This is a genomic window from Bacillus paramobilis (assembly GCF_038096195.1).
GTDB lineage: Bacteria > Bacillota > Bacilli > Bacillales > Bacillaceae_G > Bacillus_A > Bacillus_A mobilis.
In genome coordinates, this window is record NZ_CP151108.1 from 1,380,680 (window position 1) to 1,399,541 (window position 18,862).

The window sequence follows — 18,862 nt, forward strand, 5'->3', positions numbered from 1 at the left end:
ATTTAGAGAGTGGATAATAAAAATCCTGCAAAGATTTGGAAAAATATTGTTAGCTATCTTGTTTTGCAAAATAGTCTCTGCTATACTATTTTGTAAAGCAAGATACTTACGCTTATCTATCTTGTAAAACAAGATAGTGGGAGGATTTGAATTATGTCGACAAGTCAAATGCTGAAAGGAATTTTAGAAGGATGCTTACTTGCTATTATTTCTGAAGGTGAAATATACGGTTATGAAATGAGTGAAAAGCTAGCGAAGTATGGCTTTACAATGGCGAGTGAGGGAAGTATTTATCCGTTATTAATACGAATGCAAAAGGAAGGATTAATAACAAGTGTAATGAAGGAATCTCCATCTGGTCCAAAGCGGAAATATTATACATTAACAGAAAAAGGCGAGGAAGCACTTAATGAATTTATGGATCGCTGGGAAGCGATGCAAAGTAGTGTAGAGCGTCTACTTGAGGGGAAGGGGAGAAAAAAATAATGTTATCAAGTGAAGCACGAAAGTTTTTATTAGATATGAGATTATTTTTAGTGGCAAAGGGTGTGAAAGAAAGCGATATTGAAAATTTTATAGAAGATGCAGAACTTCATTTAATCGAGGGTGAGAGTGATGGGAAAAGTGTAGAAGATATTTTTGGAAGCTCACCGAAAGAATATGCAAATGAACTTGTAAAAGTAATGGAAAAGGATAGACAGGAAACGTGGAAGCAAATTGGTTTTACAGTAATGAATATCGTATCGTTTTGGATTATTGCTTCTATCTTAATAGTGAATAACGGAATGTTACAGATTTCACTTATTCAGTGCGTTGGGTATAGCTTTTCCTTGATTTTAGTTGTTATAGGTCCTAATTTTCTACTTCGTAAAATGACCTTCGTAACAAGTTTTACAAAAACGTGGTTTTCTATGTGGTTTTTAGTTATGATTGCGCCAATGTTTTTAATAGGAGTTGTTACGATATTAGATGTGATCTATCCTACAAAAATGTTTACATTCACCCAAACGCAAAGTTATATATTAGCTGGAGCTATTTTTATTATCACAGTAGCAATAAATATGTATTTCGAAGGATGGTTTAAAAACTTATATTTAATCATTCCACTTTCTATTATGTTAGTATTTAAAACATTTACTTCGGAAGATCTCATGCCAATGTTATTTCAGATTATATGTTTATACGGAAGTTTGTTTATTTTAATTTTCCTTGAAATTATGCTGAAGACGAATAAAAGAGAAACGGTTAAATAAGGGAGGGGTTATCATGCAGATTTCTAAAGAAGGAGAAAAGTTTTTAATCGATACGAAAGTGTATTTAATAACAAAAGGAATGAAAGAAGAAGATGTGGACGCCTTTCTAGAAGATGCAGAACTTCATTTAATAGAAGGCGAGAAAGAGGGAAAGACGGTAAGTGATATATTCGGTGATTCACCAAAAGATTATGCGGAAGAATTAGCGAAAGAGATGGAAAAGGATAAAGGCGGGAGTATAAAGAGTATTTTAGGGATGATTATTGGTATTGGCGGATATTGGCTGCTAACTAATATATTATTTGAAAACCCTAATTATGAATTTACATTAACAAATGTACAGTTGATTGGGTATCCAATTGTTTTAATGATTACGATTGTAGGGACTATACTTGCTTTTAAAATGTCTTCATTTAAGAGCAAAATAAAAGAATTTAGCATTATTTATGTAGCATCTTTGCTGCCAATTTTATTACTAGTATTATTAATGTTTATGAACAAGTGGTATGGGACACCTGTATTGCAATTAACTACTATGCAAAGTTATATATTAGCTGGAATTGTCTTATTAGTGTTGTTAATTGGTGAAGCGTATATACTTGGATGGATTGGAATATTAGCTGTTATCGTACCACTATTAATTATGTTTGTATTTAAAGAATTAGGGAAGCAAAACCCATATTGGGGAATGTTAGAACCTTTACTTCTGTACGGAAGTTTATATGTATTAATGAGATGGTCTTTTAAAAATGAGGAGAAAAAAACTGTAAGCTAGCTTTATATTAATAGTGAATGAACTGGATTTTTTATTAAGGGGGGAGCAAACATGCAAAGTATATTTCTAGGTTTAACGATTTTGGATATATATACTACCTTCTCGAAAAAGTACACGATGACTATTTCGATACTTTATTAGATGACACATCGGGTTATGTTTTGTTCTTCGGTTTAATAGGAAAAGGGCTGCTTTGGATATACAAAAAATTATTTCCAAAGAAATACTATATTTTGATTTTTAGAGGGATTCGGTTTAGGTGTATAGTGTATCCTTTGCAGCCGGGCTTTCGTTTATGGATTGGAATAAGTTGTTTTAAACAGTAACAAGATTGTTACTGTTTTTTTCTTTGTAATAAAGCACTTTGTAAAGAGAGTGCTTTTTGTTCGTTCGTTAATAGTGACTGAATGTGGACATTTTCAGGGCGCGGGACTATCGGATACATAAGATTTGATGGAGAAGGATGGTGCTCCGAGCCAGTTGGGGAATGAGGATCTGCGTGAGTAAGTTTTCCATGAACACGTCTTGTAAATAAAATATGACCGACTTCGTGAGCGAGTGTATATATATTTTTCATAGGAGCAGCCGAATTTGTTAAAACGATATAACCAGTAAGTTGCTGTTGTTTTGCTAAAGAGTAAGCACAGGCAATGACGGCTGTTTCTTTAAAATAATCACTGCCAATATAACAAATGTAAAGGTCGCATTCAGGAGCTTCATTTACACACGTTTGGAAAAAGGATGCTAATTTTTCCTGACTTTGAATAGAATTTTTATAACTAATTTCACGGTCAGAAAAACGGAAAAGTTCATTTAAAATAATTACGTCTTTAATTTGAAATGTAATCGGGTGCCAAATTGATTCTGCAACTGCTAAATCTTTTGCGATACGGTCATCAGAAATATTGGCGCCTGGAGTAATGCAAATACATATATTGACGTATGGATCCATAAGGAACACCTCAACTGAAAAAATTCTTCCTATAATATATGTTGAGAAAAGACCCTATGTATGGATAAACGCCTTGTTTATTACAAGTCGAAAAAATTTCATAGTTCTATAACGTAGTGTGATCATCTTTTTGATATAGTAAAGAAAAGGGGGAGAATATATGTATACATTAAAAATCGTTTCAGACAGAGAAGCTCTTTATCAATTTGCGAGTTATGTAAGAGTTGTACAAGGGGTGGAAGATGTATATGTAGAGGTGGGAGAACCTTTATATGAACATCCATTAATGAAGTTTTATGTACATATTAAGCTGGAGGAAACATATGAGCAACATAAAGCGTTACAAGAAATAGCAAGATTAGTAGAGTTAGGGCGCTTTACATACGTGCATTATCGTAATGATGAAATTGAAGAAGCTTTTGAAGCTGTAAAATATGAAAGTTTTAAGAAATAAGAATGAAAAAAAGGAAGCGAAAGCTTCCTTTTTTTTCTTGGAAATTACATCAACAAAAGGAGAAAAATTTTGTTATGATAAGGGAGGGTGAGGAAAGGAGAGTTTACATAATGGGGTATATTGAAGAATTACGCAAAGTCGTTGGGACAAGACCACTTATTCTCGTTGGATCAGCAATAATTATACTAAATGATAATCAAGAAGTATTACTTCAATATCGTTCAGATACATATGATTGGGGTGTACCTGGCGGCGCGATGGAACTAGGAGAAACGACGGAAGAAACTGCTCGCCGAGAATTATTCGAGGAGACGGGATTAACTGCAAAAATAATGCAATTTCTAGGTGTCTTATCAGGAAAGGAAGTATATTTCCGTTATCCTAATGGAGATGAAATCTTTAATGTCATTCATCTGTATCAGGGGCATCATGTGAGTGGAGAGTTAAGGCTTGATCATGAGGGGTTGAAGCTTCAATATTTTCCGGTAGATAAGTTACCAAAATTGAATGAAACGACAGAGAAAATTTTACAAAAATTTTTATATGCATTAACAGAATAGAAGGTTAATTCCTTCTATTTTTATTATATTAAATATTTTGATTTTTTAGTATGTTTATAGTATGATAGATGTAGACATACATCTTATGGAATTTCACCTAAAAACTGACTAGGGTACATAAGAGAGGGGCAAGTGCAAAATGCATAATGTTGTTATTACAGCTGCAGTTCGTTCGCCAATTGGGACTTTTGGAGGAGCGCTAAAAAATGTAACGCCAGTAGAATTAGCGGTTCCTGTACTTCAGGAAGCTGTAAAACGAGGCGGGGTAGAACCACACGAAGTTGATGAAGTAATTTTAGGTCATTGTATTCAAAGAACTGATGAAGCAAATACTGCAAGAACAGCTGCATTAGCGGCAGGATTTCCTGACACAGTTACGGGTTATACAATCCAACGCCAATGTTCTTCAGGTATGCAAGCAATTATGTCAGCTGCAATGCAAATTCAATTAGGTGTAAGTGATGTTGTTATTGCAGGTGGAGTAGAAGCAATGAGTTCAAGCCCTTATGCATTAAAACAGCACCGCTGGGGACAACGTCTACAGCACGGAGAAATTCGTGATACGGTGTGGGAAGTACTAGAAGATCCGATTCACCATATTATGATGGGTGAAACTGCGGAAAACTTAGTTGACCAATATGAAATTACAAGAGAGGAACAAGATGAAGTTGCGCTTCGCAGTCATACATTGGCACTGCAAGCAATCGAGTCTGGATACTTTGACGAGCAAATTGTTCCTATTACGATAAAAGAACGTAGAAAAGAAGTAGTATTTTCGAAGGATGAACATCCACGTGCAGATATTACAGCGGAAAAATTAGCAGGATTAAAACCAGCTTTCCGTAAAGATGGATCTGTAACGGCAGGGAATGCATCGGGCCTTAATGATGGAAGTGCGGTTCTAGTATTAATGAGCGAAGAAAAAGCGAAAGAAAAAGGTTTACAGCCGTTAGCTAGAATTGTTGGATATTCAGTAGCTGGAGTAGATCCGAAAATTATGGGTATTGGACCAGCACCAGCAATTCGTAAAGGGTTAGAAAAAGTAGATTGGTCATTAGAAGATGCTGATTTACTGGAAATTAATGAAGCTTTCGCTGCACAATACCTAGCTGTAGAGAAAGAATTAGGTTTAGATCGTGAAAAAGTGAATGTAAACGGTAGTGGTGTAGGTCTTGGACATCCAATCGGTTGTACAGGAGCTCGTATTACGGTAAGTTTAATTCATGAATTGAAGAGACGCGGTTTAGAAAAAGGAATTGCCTCCCTATGCGTCGGTGGCGGTATTGGGGTAGCATTATTTATAGAAGCACTATAAAAAAGAAGCAGCAATCGCTGCTTCTTTTTTATTAAGAATCAAATAAATGATGAAATAGTCGATCACGATTTTCAAAGAAAAGTTTTGTCGTTTGGTAATGCTCGGTTTCTTCTAATGTGGATTCATGAATCCCTTCTTGTGTTAAAGAATATATAGTGGATTCAGGATAAGCCATTAAAATAGGAGAATGCGTCGCGATAACAAATTGTGAACCTTGTTCCGCTAGTTCGTGCATTCGAATAAGCATGGAAAGTTGCCTCATTGGTGATAGAGCGGCCTCAGGCTCATCTAAAATGTATAAACCTTGTCCTGAAAAACGATTCATAAATAAGGAGAAAAATGATTCACCATGGGATTGCTCATGAAGTGAAACACCTCCATAAGATTTTATAGCATCTATTTCATCAATATAGGAAGCGACGTTATAAAATGATTCAGCGCGAAGAAAGAAACCGTCGCTTGGTGTATTGAAACTTTTGGAAATTCGCAGGTATTCATGTAAAGATGAATGTGAATCGTTTGTACTAAAGCGAAAATTTTTCGTTCCACCTTCTGCATTAAATCCTAAAGCAATAGCAATTGCTTCGAGTAATGTTGATTTGCCCGTTCCGTTTTCTCCAATAATGAATGTTACATTTGGATGAAAAGCTAGAGATTGTAATTTTTGGATAGCGGGTAAACAGTAAGGATATGTGGAAAAACTAGGGATATTTTCTTTCTTTAATGTGACATTTTTTAAAAAGGGTACGTCAATCAATATATAAACCTCAATTCATAACGGATTTTGATTCTAAAAAAGCAGCAAATAAAAGGGTGAGGCAACTTGCAAATAGTATTGTATATTGAAGTGCGCCAAAGCCAAGACCTTCCCAGCCGAAAGTCATTCTCTTCCATATGAAAATAAAAAGAACGCTTATAAAACCAACGAGAGCAGGCATATATTTTATAATTTTTAAGTGCTTCCACAGAAAAAAGCTGATGTATGTAAGTACAAAGAAGATAAGCAGAATGAGAAAAAAGGCAAGTGTTAATGAAACGTGAACCTCTCCTTATTTTCTGAATATTTTATGTGGATTATAACATGTAAACTATCATATTCCAATGTGAAAATAAATATTGCATCAAGATCAATTCTCTCGTTATGATAGATGGTATTCTATTGAAGATATGAAAAGGAGTTAAAACATGCCGTTTACATTTGCGCATCCAGCAGCAGTCCTTCCTTTTGTGAGAAGGCAGTCCAAATATATTTCAGTAACGGCTCTTATATTAGGGAGTATGGCGCCTGATTTTGAATATTTTTTACACTTTAGACCGTATGGTGTTATTGGGCATACATGGCTTGGGTTCTTATATTTAAATTTACCACTTGTATTTCTATTCGCATATATGTATCATTACATTTTAAAAAAGCCGTTTATAACACATTTACCTAAACTATTTGCAGGCTACTATACATATGCAGTAGATGAGAGGTGGGTGCTTCATACATGGAAGGATTTCTTTGTATTTTGCTGTTCTGCTTTATTCGGTATGCTCACGCATGTCGTTTGGGATGCGTTTACTCATAAGACAGGCTATTTCGTTATGGAAATACCATTGTTACAAAGGGAATTACATAGTATCCCGGTGTATAAATATATGCAACACGGAAGTACATGTGTAGGTTTATTATTACTATTATACATACTATGGAAGTATAAAGATAAAACAGAGAAAGATATTATGATAGCTTCAGAAAAAAGGAAGTATTGGGTTTCGGCAATAATTGTGGCAGCCCTTATTTTTATCGTTCACGCGTTCGTAGATCCCTATTTTCATATTTTCCAAATAGGAGGTATAATAGTATCTGGACTGACAAGTTCGTTTTGTGGACTTCTCATTGTTTCTATAGTTTACAAAGCAAGGGACTAATTGATATTAATGAATGATAGTGTTAGGAGAAATTATATGATGAAAGCATGGAAAAGTATTTTTGTTTTATGTAGTTTTCTTCTTATGTTAAGTGGTTGCTTCCATCAAGAAGAAAAGAAAGCTGAACCGAAGAAGAAAGAATCTATTCCTGAAACAAAAGAATATGGTGGGCGTGAGCTGAAAAAAGTAGGACAAAAAGTGAAAGAAACAGGATGGGGGACTTTTAAATTAGAACAGATTCATTCTGTGAATCAAACATTTGAAGTAGCGCCAATGAAAATTCACGTACAAGATGTGAAAGTAATCTCTTTATCGCAGATGAGTAAAGATGCAAAAAACACATTAAAAGTATATACGGCATTAACTCCTGAAGAAGTAAAGCGTAGATTAGGAGATAAAGTCAGTCAAGAAGATGCGGAGTTATATGCATCGATAAGTGGTACAGAGATTAGTGATACGATTCGTTACGTTGAAATTACATATAAGGTGGAAAATAGCGGGAATAAAAATATACAATTTTTCTCTATGAATGATGTTACGATTAATGATAAACAACATTTTAAAGTAGCAACTCAAAACTTTTTATATGATGAAGATACGCTCGTTGGTACAAAAAATGTATCAAGGGAAGACTATAAGCCTGGTGAAACAAGAGATGGTATTATCGGCTTAATACTTGATGATGGAAAAGAAAAGGTAAAAGATATAAAGTTTACAACAGATAATGTAGTCGCAGCAGATGCAGAAACGCAAGATGTCGTAAAAGAGCCACAAATTTTTAATATCCCACTTTCTGAGTAAGATGTTTTTAAAAACATGTAAGAAAAAACAGTCAGCGCTTAAAATATTATGCTGACTGTTTTTTCTGTTCTTTTATGTATGAATCTACACTTTGAAAAGGTACCTTAATTTTAAACGCATCTTTTTGTTCATTAAATTGCTTTTCATTATAAGGGCCAAACCGTTTATTATGCTTTACGTCAATAATCCAATAATGCTCACTTTTTTTATTTGCAATTGCCCCGTCAGGGTTATTCGGATCTGATTTTTCCTCAATTTGTTTTGCAATAATGTATTTATCATCCCAAGCTATGTCTGTAAGTTTTGCAGGAATGTATTGTGTGGCATATACAGCATCTTGCGATGGGAAAAGTTCAAATGCATTTCCAGAAGTACGTATGAGTTCGTATTCATCGTTAATCGTATAAGTTATATGATTTGTATTTCCAGCACAACCGGCTAATAGGAATGCGACGAATAGGATTATCCATTTTTTCAATATGGGAACCTCCTTTATAATGCTGTTGTAACACATTGTACAAGAAAAGTAAGAGAAACGCCAGTTTACAATGTTTTTTAGAAGTGGTACGATGAGACGGGTAAAGAAGGATATGAAGGAGTCGACATAAAATGAAGTTAAAGATGCATCGTCCAGCGCTTGTAATGAATCGCATAGGTGCTTCCCTAATTGACATGTTTTTAATCTCGGTTATGTATGGTGCAGTAGTAGCTATTATGACCGGAAATTATAGTGCTATTTTTAATCGCTTTAATATTAGTTTTGGTGATTATAGGTATGATCTAGCAGTAGTTTTTATATTAATGGCGATATATTTTATTTTGGTGCCCTTTATTTGGAACGGTGTTACACTTGGTAAAAAGGTAACGAGAATAAAAATGATTTCATTGAAGAGTGAAAAGTTAACATTACAAACATTAATTATAAGATTTTTTGTATTGTTATTACCGAACATATTGCTACTTGGAATTCCGATATTATGTAACGTATATATGATGTTATTCCGCAAAGATAATTGTGGTTTTCAAGATTTAATTACAAAAACAAAAGTGATAAGTCTTGTATAATAAAACAGAGACCTTTTTATACATAAAATAAGAGGGTCTTTTTTTACCCCGCTTTAATGGGCAGTAAGACCCTCACCTCAAAATTCAGCGAAAGCAAAGAATTTAGGTGGGGGTCGGGCTGCCCATTAAAGTCCGATTGGTGAGGGCTAATAATCAGTGGGGGATGAAGAAAACCCCCACTGATTAAAGTTTCACTTTATTATTCAAATATATTTTAAAGGATATATAATAAGAAAAAGTTAATCCATATCATTTTTGGTTTTAATAGATTGAAAATTAAGAAAATGTTATAATGATTAAAATAATATCTTTATATAATAAGGGGGAAATTGAAATGACTGGAGGTAGCGTAATCTTTTGGGGGATTTTAATTTTCATCGGATTAGTTTTCGATCAGCGTAATAGTAAGAAAAAAGAAGGAATAAAAAAGTAATCGCTTACAAATGAATAAGCAATTTTTCTTGCTTGCAGACTAATCTCATAAAGAAGTATACTGAATAACGGTAAGACTTATAGAAGGGGTAATGAAAATGAAGCTTGCAGGAAAAGTTGCTATCGTAACTGGCGGTGGCATCGGTATTGGACGTAATACAGCTCTTTTGTTGGCTAAACAAGGCGCAAAAGTAATTGTGACGGACATTGATCAAGAAAGTGGACAAGCAACAGTGGAGGAAATTACGAATCTAGGCGGAGAAGCACTTTTTGTATCCTATGATATGGAGAAGCAAGGTGATTGGCAACGCGTAATCAGCATTACTTTGAATGCATTCAGTCGCATTGATATGCTTTTTCAAAATGCTGGTTTATATAAAATAGATTCTATTTTTTCTCGCCAACAAGAGAACGATTCCAATGTACTTTGTATTAATGACGTTTGGATAGAGATAAAACAATTAACGTCATCTTTTATGAAACAGCAAGAAGAAGTGGTGCTGAGTGACTTACCGATTTTCGGTATTATTGGCACGAAAGGACAATCATTTCATACAGTAGAAGCCCTCGTATAATAATGAAAACCGCCCTCAAAATATGTGGACGGTTTTTTTGTATGTTATATAGTAGAAAGTTATTTTTTAACGAATTCGTTGTTCAGTTTGGCTATCAAAGAAATGCGCTTTATTCATATCAAATGCTAGTTTAATTTGATCTCCAGGTGAAAATGTATGTCTTGCATCAACACGTGCTGCAAAATCTTGATTTCCAAGTTTCATATATAAAATAGATTCAGCACCTAGTAATTCAGCAACTTCGATTTTTGTTGTAAAGGCGGTAGATTGAGAAGCTTCTAAAAATAAGAGTTCATCATGCATGTCCTCAGGGCGAATACCTAAAACTATTTCCTTATGTACATAGCCTTGTTCACGCAACATTTTCATTTTTCCTTCAGTTACTTTAATTTTTATTGCATTGTCTATAACGAAATCGGTTTCAGTTAATTTACCACGGAAGAAATTCATCGCTGGAGAGCCAATAAATCCACCAACGAAAATGTTTTCAGGTGTTTCATATACTTCTTTTGGCGTTCCGATTTGTTGAATCTTTCCGTCTTTCATAACAACGAGACGTGAAGCCATTGTCATTGCTTCTGTTTGATCATGTGTTACGTAAATCGTTGTTGTTCCAAGGCGGTGGTGTAATTTAGAAATTTCTGAGCGCATTGCAACACGTAATTTAGCGTCTAAGTTGGATAAAGGTTCATCCATTAAGAAAACTTTCGCGTCTCGAACAATCGCTCTACCTAACGCAACACGTTGACGTTGCCCACCAGATAACGCTTTCGGTTTTCTATCTAAATATTGTTCCAGTCCTAAAATTTTTGCTGCATCTTTCACACGACGATCGATTTCGTCTTTTGGTATTTTTCTAAGTTTTAATCCAAATGCCATATTATCATACACACTCATATGTGGATATAAAGCATAGTTTTGGAAGACCATTGCGATATCGCGATCTTTTGGAGGGACATCATTCATTAGCTTACCATCAATTGAAAACTCTCCTTTTGAAATATCTTCAAGTCCAGCTACCATTCGTAATGTTGTAGATTTTCCGCATCCAGAAGGACCGACAAATACGATAAATTCTTTATCTTGAATGTGTAAATTGAAGTCTGTTACAGCTGTTACGTTATTATCATATATTTTATAAATGTTTTCTAATTTCAGTTCTGCCATGGTATTTCCCCCTAGAAATAATTATGCAAACGTTTTCTTTGAGTTCATTATAAACTAATAGATTTAAAAAATAAACAAAAAAATAAAACGTTTTCATTTGTTAGAGGAATATTAGTAATTTTCATATGTTTTCTTAGAAAAATAAGAACAAAAGTTGTAAGCGCTATTTTAAATTAAGATAGAATCTGTTATCATTCATTAATGAAAACGTTTGCGCCTTAAAAAAGAAAATCGAATTATGAATGAAATGGGGTAGCATAATGGAAAAACAATGGTGGAAAGAAAGTGTAGTATATCAAATTTATCCTCGTAGCTTTATGGATAGTAACGGTGATGGTATTGGGGATCTTCGTGGTATTATTTCAAAGCTAGATTACTTAAAAGAATTAGGGATTGATGTCATTTGGTTATCGCCGGTCTATGAATCTCCAAATGATGATAATGGTTATGATATAAGTGATTATTGTAAAATTATGAATGAGTTCGGAACGATGGAAGATTGGGATGAGCTATTACATGAAATGCATGAACGTAATATGAAACTTATGATGGACTTAGTTGTTAATCATACTTCTGACGAACATAATTGGTTTATTGAGTCACGTAAATCAAAAGATAATAAATATAGAGATTACTATATATGGCGTCCTGGAAAAGAAGGAAAAGAGCCGAACAACTGGGGCGCAGCTTTTAGTGGATCAGCATGGCAGTATGATGAAATGACAGATGAATATTATTTACATCTGTTTTCTAAAAAACAGCCGGATTTAAATTGGGATAATGAAAAGGTAAGACAAGATGTTTATGAAATGATGAAGTTTTGGTTAGAAAAAGGAATTGATGGCTTCCGTATGGATGTTATTAATTTTATTTCTAAAGAAGAGGGGTTACCAGCTGTTGAAACCGAAGAAGAGGGGTATGTTTCAGGTCATAAGCATTTTATGAACGGTCCAAACATTCATAAATATTTACATGAAATGAATGAAGAAGTATTGTCTCATTATGATATTATGACGGTTGGTGAAATGCCTGGTGTAACGACAGAAGAGGCGAAAATGTATACTGGGGAAGAACGAAAAGAACTGCAGATGGTATTCCAATTTGAACATATGGATTTAGATTCAGGAGAAGGCGGAAAATGGGATGTCAAACCATGCTCACTCCTTACTTTAAAAGAGAATTTAACGAAGTGGCAAAAGGCATTAGAGCATACAGGATGGAATAGCCTATATTGGAATAACCATGATCAGCCTCGCGTTGTATCTCGTTTTGGTAATGATGAAATGTATCGCATTGAATCTGCGAAAATGTTAGCGACCGTACTTCATATGATGAAAGGAACACCGTATATTTATCAAGGAGAAGAAATCGGAATGACAAACGTTCGATTTGAATCGATTGATGAATATCGAGATATTGAAACATTAAATATGTATAAGGAAAAAGTTATAGAGCGCGGTGAAGATATAGATAAAGTGATGCAGTCTATTTATATAAAAGGCCGAGATAATGCTAGAACACCGATGCAGTGGGACGATCAGAATCATGCTGGATTCACAACAGGTGAGCCTTGGATTACGGTAAACCCTAACTATAAAGAAATCAATGTGAAACAAGCGATCCAAAATAAAGATTCAATTTTTTATTACTATAAAAAATTAATTGAGTTACGTAAAAATAATGAGATTATTGTGTATGGATCATATGATTTAATATTAGAGAATAACCTTTCTATTTTTGCATACGTAAGAACATATGGAGAAGAAAAACTTCTTGTCATTGCAAACTTTACGGCGGAAGAATGTGTATTTGAATTGCCTGAGGGCATTAATTATAGTGAAGCAGAGTTATTCATACACAATTACGACGTAGAGAATGGATCGATAGATAACATGACATTACGTCCGTATGAAGCGATGGTATTTAAATTGAAATAAGAAAAAGCCTTATACCACTTGGTATAAGGCTTTTTTATTACCATTTTAAGATTGAGAATCCATATGGAGGAAGTGTAACTTGTAATACACGTGCTTCCGCTGAAAATTCTTCGTTTGTATAAATGTTAATGATTTTCTTTCCAGTAACATGGAGAGGGAGGGAAGCAGTAATTTCACTATCAGTCGGATTTAGAACGAAAAAGATAGTTTCATCTTCATATGTTTTCGTATAAGAAATATAATTATATTCATCATTTGCTTCGATGAATTGGAAAGTACCATGTCCTCCAAATGCTTTATATTGCTTTCGTAATGAAATTAATGTTTGTACATGTGTAAATAATAGATGATCTTGTTCTTTCGTATCCCAAATCATACATTTGCGGCAAGCTGGGTCCATACTGCCGTCCATACCAATTTCGTCTCCATAATAAATACAAGGAGAGCCGATGAAAGAAAGGTGGAATACATTAAGTAACTTTAACTTATTTTTATCTCCGTTACATGTTGTCAATATTCTTGGTGTATCATGGCTGTCTAATAAATGAAACGCTGCTTCATTTACGTTCATAGAGTAGGAATGTAGAGATTCTGTAATTTGTTTCATAAATTCATTTGCTTTAATGGAATCGTTAGCAAAGTAAGACAGTAGAGCGTTTGTAACAGGATAGCTCATTACAGCATCAAATTGATCTCCTTGTAACCATGGTAGTGCATCGTGCCAAATTTCTCCTAAAATATATACTTCAGGATTTAATGCTTTTATCTCGCTTCGGAATTCTCTCCAAAAGCTATGATCGACTTCATTTGCTACATCAAGGCGCCAACCGTCTATATTGAATTCTCTTACCCAATAACGCCCTACTTCAAGTAAATACTCTTTTACATCAGGATGTGCTGTATTCAATTTAGGCATAAATGGTGTAAACGCAAAAGTATCATAATTCGGAAGTGGCTCAGTTCTAATTGGAAACTCATGAATATGGAACCACTCTTTATATGCTGATTGCTCACCATTTTTTAGTACGTCTTGAAATTTATCGAAAAAGTATCCACTATGATTAAACACGGCATCGAGCATTACTTTTATACCGTGTGTATGACATGCCTGAACGAGTTCTTTGAACGTTTCTTTAGTGCCAAATTGCGGATCGATTTCCATGTAGTCAATGGTGTCATACTTATGGTTTGAATGTGCTTTGAAAATAGGTGTGAAATATATTCCCGAAATTCCAAGTTTAACAAGATAATCAAGATTTTGAATAATGCCAGCAAAATCTCCGCCAAAAAAATTAGTTGGAGTTGGCTCAGCGCTGCTCCAAGGGAGGGTGTTTTCTGGATTTAGTGCACGATCCCCATTCGCAAACCGTTCTGGGAAAATTTGATACCAAACGGTGTCTTTAATCCAGGAAGGTGCTTGAAATACATCATTTGCATGAATAAATGGAAAACAGAAGAAGTTACCAACATCATCGTTTGGAATACTGGAAAAAAAGCCTCGCTCTGCATAAATAAGCGTGTCTGTCTCCGTTTTTAATTCAAATCCATAACGTAAGCGCTTAAATTTTGGCTCGATGGAAATGGACCAATAATCAAACAATGCAGTAGAGCCAGTTTTTCTCATCGCTGTATTTGATGTAATCCACTTCCCATCGTTCCAATCATAAGGGTCACCGTAAATAAGAGTGGCGCTTTGAACATCGTCTCTTTTCGTACGTATTCGGATGTGAATCGTTTTTTCATCGTAAGCGTATGCATAATTATCTTTTGGCCTATGATAAATGGCTTCTTTAAGCATATAGAAAATCCCCCTTTAATATCTCCATATATATTGTTCCCTTACGTGTAATAATAAAGCATATGTTGCAAACGATTGCCTTTTGCATAGCTTTAATATTGCTTATAAGAGTAGTATTCATTTCATATAAAGTCAATGTATAAAGAGTTTATTAATAATATTTTTAAAATTAATATTTGCAAAATAAATAAAAGAATGTATAATGATAGACAAATAGCGCAAACGTTTTCATAGATTGAGATATTGTTTGCGCTTCTATTAAACCATTCAATGCAAACGTTTTCAATTAATAAGGTACATATACAATTTAGGGAGGTTTTTGGGATGAAGAAAGCATTATCATTATTAACGGTTTCAGCATTATCAATTGGTATGTTATCTGCATGTGGACCGAAAGATTCAGGGAAGAAAGAAGAAAGTAAAGCAAAGAAAGATTACGATCTTCTCGTTTGGGAAGATGATAAAAAAGGTGTTGGTTTAGAACCAGCAGTGAAAAGCTTTGAGGAAAAATATAAAGTAAAAGTAAAAGTTGTTGAAATGCAAATGACAGATCAAGTGAAGAAGTTACGCCTTGATGGACCAGCGGGGACCGGACCAGATGTTGTAACATTGCCACATGATCAAATCGGAAACGCAGTAACAGAAGGTTTACTTTCTGAAGTGAAAGCTGATAATGCTGTGAAGAGTAAATTTACTGAATCATCAATAGAAGCACAGACATATAACGGAAAATTATATGGTTTACCAAAAGCAATTGAGACACCAGTCTTTATCTACAATAAAAAATTAATGCCAAAAGCGCCAGAAACGATGGATGAGCTGTTTAACTTCTCAAAAGAATTTACAAAAGATGGCAAGTACGGATTCTTAACATTAGGAGATAACTTCTACTTTGCTAATGCATTCATGGCAGGTATGGGTGGTTACGTATTTGGTGAAAAAGATGGAAAGCCAAATGCAAGTGATGTTGGATTAAATAATAGCGGAGCGGTACAAGGTGCTGAATATCTTCAAAAATGGTACAAAGAAAAGTTATTCCCGAAAGGTATTATCGGTGAATCTGGTGGACCTGCTGCTGATGGACTATTTAACGAAGGAAAAGCAGCATCTATCATGAACGGCCCATGGGCGTTCCAAGCAATGGAAAAGAACGGAATTGATTATGGTGTTGCTCCAATGCCAAAATTACCAAATGGTCAACCGATGAAAACATTTGTTGGGGTTAAAGGATGGCATGTAACAAGTTTCTCTAAACAAAATGATTTAGCTACAAAGTTCACTGAATGGGTAACAAATGAAGAAAACGCAAAAATTCGATTTGAGAAAACAAAAGAAATTCCTCCAGTAAAAGCAGTGATGGAAGATCCAATCATTAAAGATAATGAAGCTGCAAAAGCAGTTGCAACACAATCTGAAAATGGAATTCCAATGCCGAACATTCCAGAAATGCAAGAAGTATGGAAACCAGCTGGAGATGCGCTTCAATTAGTTGTTACGGAAAAAGAGGCACCAAAAGCAGCACTTGATAATGCAGTGAAGCAAATTAAAGGTAATATTGAGGCAAATCATAGTAAGAAAAAATAAGGTGAAATTCGTGCCTCTCATATGAGGGGTACGAATTCTCTCCCAGAAAAAAGGGGGAAGGAACATGCAAACATCTATGGAACCAGCAAACGGTTTAAACGGTTCAAAGCATAGGAAAATGGCAACCATGTTATCTATCATTCCAGGCGTGGGCCAAATGTATAATAAGCAATTTGTAAAAGGTCTTATTTTTCTAGTATTAACAGGTTCATTTATTGTAGCCTTTGCTGATTTATTAAATATGGGATTATGGGGAATTGTAACGCTTGGTACAGAAGTTCCACGTGACCATTCTGTCTTTCTATTAGTAGAAGGAATTTTGGCACTTATCGTCATCGTGTTTGGACTCGGAATATATGCATTTAATTTATATGATGCATACCAAAACGGGAAGAAACGTGATATAGGAACCCCTTTAAACTCTGTAAAAGAGCAATACCGTAATTTACTAGATCAAGGTTTTCCATATTTAATGGTTTCACCAGGTTTTCTATTACTTATCTTTGTAGTTGTATTTCCAATCATCTTCGTAATTTTAATTGGATTTACGAACTATGATTTATATCATTCTCCTCCAGCTAAATTAGTAGATTGGGTAGGATTTAAAAACTTTATTGATATCTTTACATTACCGATGTGGCGAGAGACATTTTTAAGTGTATTTTCTTGGACTGTCATTTGGACATTCGTTGCAACGACATTACAAGTTGCACTTGGTATTTTCTTAGCAATTATCGTAAATCAGCCTGGTATTAAAGGGAAGGCGATTATTCGAACAATCTTCATTTTACCGTGGGCGGTCCCAGCATTCGTATCTATTCTTGTTTTCTCTGGTATGTTTAATGAAACATTTGGAGCGATTAACAATCAAGTATTAGCTTTATTCGGAATTGAAAAGATTGCTTGGATGACAGATCCATTTTGGGCGAAGGTTGCTTTAATTATGATTCAAACGTGGCTTGGGTTCCCATTCGTCTTTGCAATGACGACAGGTATACTGCAATCGATTCCGGGAGAATTATACGAAGCAGCTACAGTAGATGGAGCTACAGCTTGGCAACAGTTTCGTAAAATTACATTGCCACTTGTTTTATATGCAACAGCACCAATATTAATTACGCAATATACGTTTAACTTTAATAACTTTAGTATCATCTATCTATTTAACGGCGGAGGTCCTGCTGTAGCTGGACAAGACGCAGGTGGGACAGATATTTTAATTTCATGGATTTATAAGTTAACGATGACTTCCGCACAGTACGGGAAAGCAGCAGCTCTTACAATGATATTATCGTTAATCGTTATTACAGTTGCGTTATGGCAATTTAAGAGAACAAAATCATTCCAAGAAGAGGATATGATGTAAATGAATATTAAAAGACAAAAGATGTTACGTCTCTCATTAAGTTATTTCGTTATTTTCGTAATGTGTGCCATCATTTTCTATCCATTATTATGGATTATTGGTTCATCGTTTAATCCGGGTGATAGTTTATCTGGGTCAAGTATTATTCCACAAAATGCAACGTTAGATCATTATCGTAAGTTATTAGATTTAGAGAATAGTAATTATTTACTATGGTATAAAAACACATTAAAAGTAAGTGTTTTAACGATGATTTTCTCAGTGTTAGCAATTAGTTTTACTGCTTATGCATTTTCGAGATACCGTTTTGTTGGAAGAAAAAATGGTTTATTAACATTTTTAATTCTGCAAATGATTCCAAACTTTGCAGCGTTAATCGCTCTATACGTATTAGCGCAGTTAACGGGATTAATTGATACGCACCTTGCATTAATTTTAATTTATGTCGGCGGGGCAATCCCAATGAATACATGGCTTATGAAAGGGTATTTTGATACGATTCCGAAAGAATTGGATGAGTCAGCTCGTATGGATGGAGCAGGACATTTCCGTATTTTTTGGCAAATCATTATGCCACTTGCAAAGCCAATCGTAGCAGTTGTAGCGTTATTCACTTTCATCGGTCCATTTACAGATTTCATTTTAGCGAGTATTATTTTGCGCACACCAGAAAATTATACGTTAGCAGTTGGGTTATATGAAATGGTAGCGAAGAAATTTGGTAATGAATTTACAACGTTTGCAGCGGGTTCAGTATTGATTGCAATCCCAATTTCAATCTTATTCCTATCACTACAAAAATACTTTATCTCTGGTTTAACTGCTGGAGGTACGAAAGGATGAAAAATGGGACGTTATGTCCCATTTTTCTTTTCATCTCCCTATAAAAATTTTTATAGGGAGATGAAAAGAGA

The 18,862-nt window shown here is 34.6% G+C and carries 21 protein-coding genes and 1 pseudogene; 16 read left to right on the forward strand and 6 right to left on the reverse strand.

The features are described from left to right. Positions 1-153 precede the first annotated feature (153 nt). The 4 genes and pseudogenes from AABL52_RS07310 to AABL52_RS07325 all read left to right on the forward strand — a co-directional run bounded on the left by AABL52_RS07310 (position 154) and on the right by AABL52_RS07325 (position 2,347). Entirely contained in the window at positions 154-486 is a 333-nt protein-coding gene (locus tag AABL52_RS07310) for a PadR family transcriptional regulator (RefSeq protein ID WP_000107987.1), read from the forward strand. Beyond that, complete coding sequence (locus tag AABL52_RS07315) at positions 486-1,253, forward strand: DUF1129 domain-containing protein (protein ID WP_341519114.1); 768 nt, start codon at positions 486-488, stop codon at positions 1,251-1,253. Before AABL52_RS07310 ends, AABL52_RS07315 begins: the two co-directional genes overlap by 1 nt. A 13-nt stretch (positions 1,254-1,266) precedes the next feature. Continuing rightward, positions 1,267-2,028 (forward strand): DUF1129 domain-containing protein, encoded by a 762-nt coding sequence (locus tag AABL52_RS07320; RefSeq protein ID WP_341519115.1) that lies wholly within the window; start codon positions 1,267-1,269, stop codon positions 2,026-2,028. A gap of 51 nt (positions 2,029-2,079) precedes the next feature. Beyond that, positions 2,080-2,347, forward strand: a pseudogene (locus tag AABL52_RS07325) (DNA-binding protein). A gap of 15 nt (positions 2,348-2,362) precedes the next feature. Here AABL52_RS07325 and AABL52_RS07330 read toward each other — a convergent pair. Continuing rightward, on the reverse strand, positions 2,363-2,980 hold the full coding sequence (locus tag AABL52_RS07330; RefSeq protein ID WP_000371626.1) for a hypothetical protein: 618 nt from the start codon (positions 2,978-2,980) through the stop codon (positions 2,363-2,365). A 160-nt stretch (positions 2,981-3,140) separates the two neighbouring features. Here AABL52_RS07330 and AABL52_RS07335 point away from each other — a divergent pair, with 160 nt between their 5' ends. The 3 genes from AABL52_RS07335 to AABL52_RS07345 all read left to right on the forward strand — a co-directional run bounded on the left by AABL52_RS07335 (position 3,141) and on the right by AABL52_RS07345 (position 5,309). After that, complete coding sequence (locus AABL52_RS07335) at positions 3,141-3,434, forward strand: DUF3928 family protein (RefSeq protein WP_000288327.1); 294 nt, start codon at positions 3,141-3,143, stop codon at positions 3,432-3,434. A 110-nt stretch (positions 3,435-3,544) separates the two neighbouring features. After that, entirely contained in the window at positions 3,545-3,994 is a 450-nt protein-coding gene (locus tag AABL52_RS07340) for an NUDIX hydrolase (protein ID WP_000540530.1), read from the forward strand. Positions 3,995-4,133: 139 nt separating this feature from the next. Next, positions 4,134-5,309, forward strand: a complete 1,176-nt coding sequence (locus tag AABL52_RS07345; protein ID WP_088097600.1) for an acetyl-CoA C-acetyltransferase — start codon at positions 4,134-4,136, stop codon at positions 5,307-5,309. A gap of 31 nt (positions 5,310-5,340) precedes the next feature. Here the strand turns inward: AABL52_RS07345 and AABL52_RS07350 are convergent, their stop codons facing one another. Both AABL52_RS07350 and AABL52_RS07355 read right to left on the reverse strand, forming a co-directional pair. After that, on the reverse strand, positions 5,341-6,066 hold the full coding sequence (locus AABL52_RS07350; protein ID WP_341519116.1) for an AAA family ATPase: 726 nt from the start codon (positions 6,064-6,066) through the stop codon (positions 5,341-5,343). A gap of 10 nt (positions 6,067-6,076) precedes the next feature. Then, the gene (locus tag AABL52_RS07355) at positions 6,077-6,319 is read right to left on the reverse strand and encodes a hypothetical protein (protein ID WP_341519701.1); all 243 of its coding nucleotides are present in this window, start codon (positions 6,317-6,319) and stop codon (positions 6,077-6,079) included. Between the two features lie 175 nt (positions 6,320-6,494). On the opposite strand from AABL52_RS07355, the gene AABL52_RS07360 reads away from it, so the two are divergent. Both AABL52_RS07360 and AABL52_RS07365 read left to right on the forward strand, forming a co-directional pair. Further along, the gene (locus AABL52_RS07360; RefSeq protein ID WP_341519117.1) at positions 6,495-7,223 is read left to right on the forward strand and encodes a DUF4184 family protein; all 729 of its coding nucleotides are present in this window, start codon (positions 6,495-6,497) and stop codon (positions 7,221-7,223) included. A 36-nt stretch (positions 7,224-7,259) separates the two neighbouring features. After that, positions 7,260-8,024: a hypothetical protein gene (locus AABL52_RS07365; protein WP_000973890.1), complete on the forward strand. Its 765-nt coding sequence runs from the start codon at positions 7,260-7,262 to the stop codon at positions 8,022-8,024. A 46-nt stretch (positions 8,025-8,070) separates the two neighbouring features. Here AABL52_RS07365 and AABL52_RS07370 read toward each other — a convergent pair whose 3' ends face one another. Beyond that, the gene (locus AABL52_RS07370) at positions 8,071-8,502 is read right to left on the reverse strand and encodes a DUF3997 domain-containing protein (RefSeq protein WP_000758776.1); all 432 of its coding nucleotides are present in this window, start codon (positions 8,500-8,502) and stop codon (positions 8,071-8,073) included. Between the two features lie 131 nt (positions 8,503-8,633). Here AABL52_RS07370 and AABL52_RS07375 point away from each other — a divergent pair, with 131 nt between their 5' ends. The 3 genes from AABL52_RS07375 (at position 8,634) to AABL52_RS07385 (ending at position 10,096) form a co-directional block, all read left to right on the forward strand. After that, positions 8,634-9,089 carry an RDD family protein gene (locus AABL52_RS07375; protein ID WP_000769077.1) on the forward strand — a complete coding sequence of 152 codons (456 nt, stop codon included), beginning with the start codon at positions 8,634-8,636 and terminating at the stop codon, positions 9,087-9,089. Between the two features lie 334 nt (positions 9,090-9,423). After that, on the forward strand, positions 9,424-9,522 hold the full coding sequence (locus tag AABL52_RS07380) for a hypothetical protein (protein WP_000145656.1): 99 nt from the start codon (positions 9,424-9,426) through the stop codon (positions 9,520-9,522). A 64-nt stretch (positions 9,523-9,586) separates the two neighbouring features. Beyond that, the gene (locus AABL52_RS07385) at positions 9,587-10,096 is read left to right on the forward strand and encodes an SDR family NAD(P)-dependent oxidoreductase (RefSeq protein ID WP_000218416.1); all 510 of its coding nucleotides are present in this window, start codon (positions 9,587-9,589) and stop codon (positions 10,094-10,096) included. Positions 10,097-10,162: 66 nt separating this feature from the next. Here the strand turns inward: AABL52_RS07385 and AABL52_RS07390 are convergent, their stop codons facing one another. Continuing rightward, on the reverse strand, positions 10,163-11,263 hold the full coding sequence (locus AABL52_RS07390) for an ABC transporter ATP-binding protein (RefSeq protein WP_000818926.1): 1,101 nt from the start codon (positions 11,261-11,263) through the stop codon (positions 10,163-10,165). 260 nt (positions 11,264-11,523) lie between these two features. On the opposite strand from AABL52_RS07390, the gene malL reads away from it, so the two are divergent. After that, positions 11,524-13,200 (forward strand): oligo-1,6-glucosidase, encoded by a 1,677-nt coding sequence (gene malL, locus AABL52_RS07395; protein ID WP_341519118.1) that lies wholly within the window; start codon positions 11,524-11,526, stop codon positions 13,198-13,200. Positions 13,201-13,237: 37 nt separating this feature from the next. On the opposite strand, the gene AABL52_RS07400 is transcribed toward malL, so the two are convergent. Next, the gene (locus tag AABL52_RS07400; RefSeq protein WP_341519119.1) at positions 13,238-14,998 is read right to left on the reverse strand and encodes an alpha-glycosidase; all 1,761 of its coding nucleotides are present in this window, start codon (positions 14,996-14,998) and stop codon (positions 13,238-13,240) included. Positions 14,999-15,322: 324 nt separating this feature from the next. Here AABL52_RS07400 and AABL52_RS07405 point away from each other — a divergent pair, with 324 nt between their 5' ends. The 3 genes from AABL52_RS07405 to malD all read left to right on the forward strand — a co-directional run bounded on the left by AABL52_RS07405 (position 15,323) and on the right by malD (position 18,791). After that, on the forward strand, positions 15,323-16,582 hold the full coding sequence (locus AABL52_RS07405) for an extracellular solute-binding protein (protein WP_341519120.1): 1,260 nt from the start codon (positions 15,323-15,325) through the stop codon (positions 16,580-16,582). 64 nt (positions 16,583-16,646) lie between these two features. Further along, positions 16,647-17,948, forward strand: coding sequence for a maltosaccharide ABC transporter permease MalC (gene malC / locus AABL52_RS07410; protein ID WP_001194990.1), 1,302 nt, complete (start codon positions 16,647-16,649; stop codon positions 17,946-17,948). Beyond that, positions 17,949-18,791, forward strand: a complete 843-nt coding sequence (gene malD, locus AABL52_RS07415; RefSeq protein WP_001022595.1) for a maltosaccharide ABC transporter permease MalD — start codon at positions 17,949-17,951, stop codon at positions 18,789-18,791. Positions 18,792-18,862 lie beyond the last annotated feature (71 nt).

Bases quoted from the DNA above. Each gene is read 5' to 3' on its own strand.
- AABL52_RS07310 (WP_000107987.1), top strand. From the start codon at position 154: ATGTCGACAAGTCAAATGCTGAAAGGAATTTTAGAAGGATGCTTACTT.
- AABL52_RS07315 (WP_341519114.1), top strand. From the start codon at position 486: ATGTTATCAAGTGAAGCACGAAAGTTTTTATTAGATATGAGATTATTT.
- AABL52_RS07320 (WP_341519115.1), top strand. From the start codon at position 1,267: ATGCAGATTTCTAAAGAAGGAGAAAAGTTTTTAATCGATACGAAAGTG.
- AABL52_RS07330 (WP_000371626.1), bottom strand. From the start codon at position 2,980: ATGGATCCATACGTCAATATATGTATTTGCATTACTCCAGGCGCCAAT.
- AABL52_RS07335 (WP_000288327.1), top strand. From the start codon at position 3,141: ATGTATACATTAAAAATCGTTTCAGACAGAGAAGCTCTTTATCAATTT.
- AABL52_RS07340 (WP_000540530.1), top strand. From the start codon at position 3,545: ATGGGGTATATTGAAGAATTACGCAAAGTCGTTGGGACAAGACCACTT.
- AABL52_RS07345 (WP_088097600.1), top strand. From the start codon at position 4,134: ATGCATAATGTTGTTATTACAGCTGCAGTTCGTTCGCCAATTGGGACT.
- AABL52_RS07360 (WP_341519117.1), top strand. From the start codon at position 6,495: ATGCCGTTTACATTTGCGCATCCAGCAGCAGTCCTTCCTTTTGTGAGA.
- AABL52_RS07365 (WP_000973890.1), top strand. From the start codon at position 7,260: ATGATGAAAGCATGGAAAAGTATTTTTGTTTTATGTAGTTTTCTTCTT.
- AABL52_RS07375 (WP_000769077.1), top strand. From the start codon at position 8,634: ATGAAGTTAAAGATGCATCGTCCAGCGCTTGTAATGAATCGCATAGGT.
- AABL52_RS07380 (WP_000145656.1), top strand. From the start codon at position 9,424: ATGACTGGAGGTAGCGTAATCTTTTGGGGGATTTTAATTTTCATCGGA.
- AABL52_RS07390 (WP_000818926.1), bottom strand. From the start codon at position 11,263: ATGGCAGAACTGAAATTAGAAAACATTTATAAAATATATGATAATAAC.
- malL (WP_341519118.1), top strand. From the start codon at position 11,524: ATGGAAAAACAATGGTGGAAAGAAAGTGTAGTATATCAAATTTATCCT.
- AABL52_RS07400 (WP_341519119.1), bottom strand. From the start codon at position 14,998: ATGCTTAAAGAAGCCATTTATCATAGGCCAAAAGATAATTATGCATAC.
- AABL52_RS07405 (WP_341519120.1), top strand. From the start codon at position 15,323: ATGAAGAAAGCATTATCATTATTAACGGTTTCAGCATTATCAATTGGT.
- malC (WP_001194990.1), top strand. From the start codon at position 16,647: ATGCAAACATCTATGGAACCAGCAAACGGTTTAAACGGTTCAAAGCAT.
- malD (WP_001022595.1), top strand. From the start codon at position 17,949: ATGAATATTAAAAGACAAAAGATGTTACGTCTCTCATTAAGTTATTTC.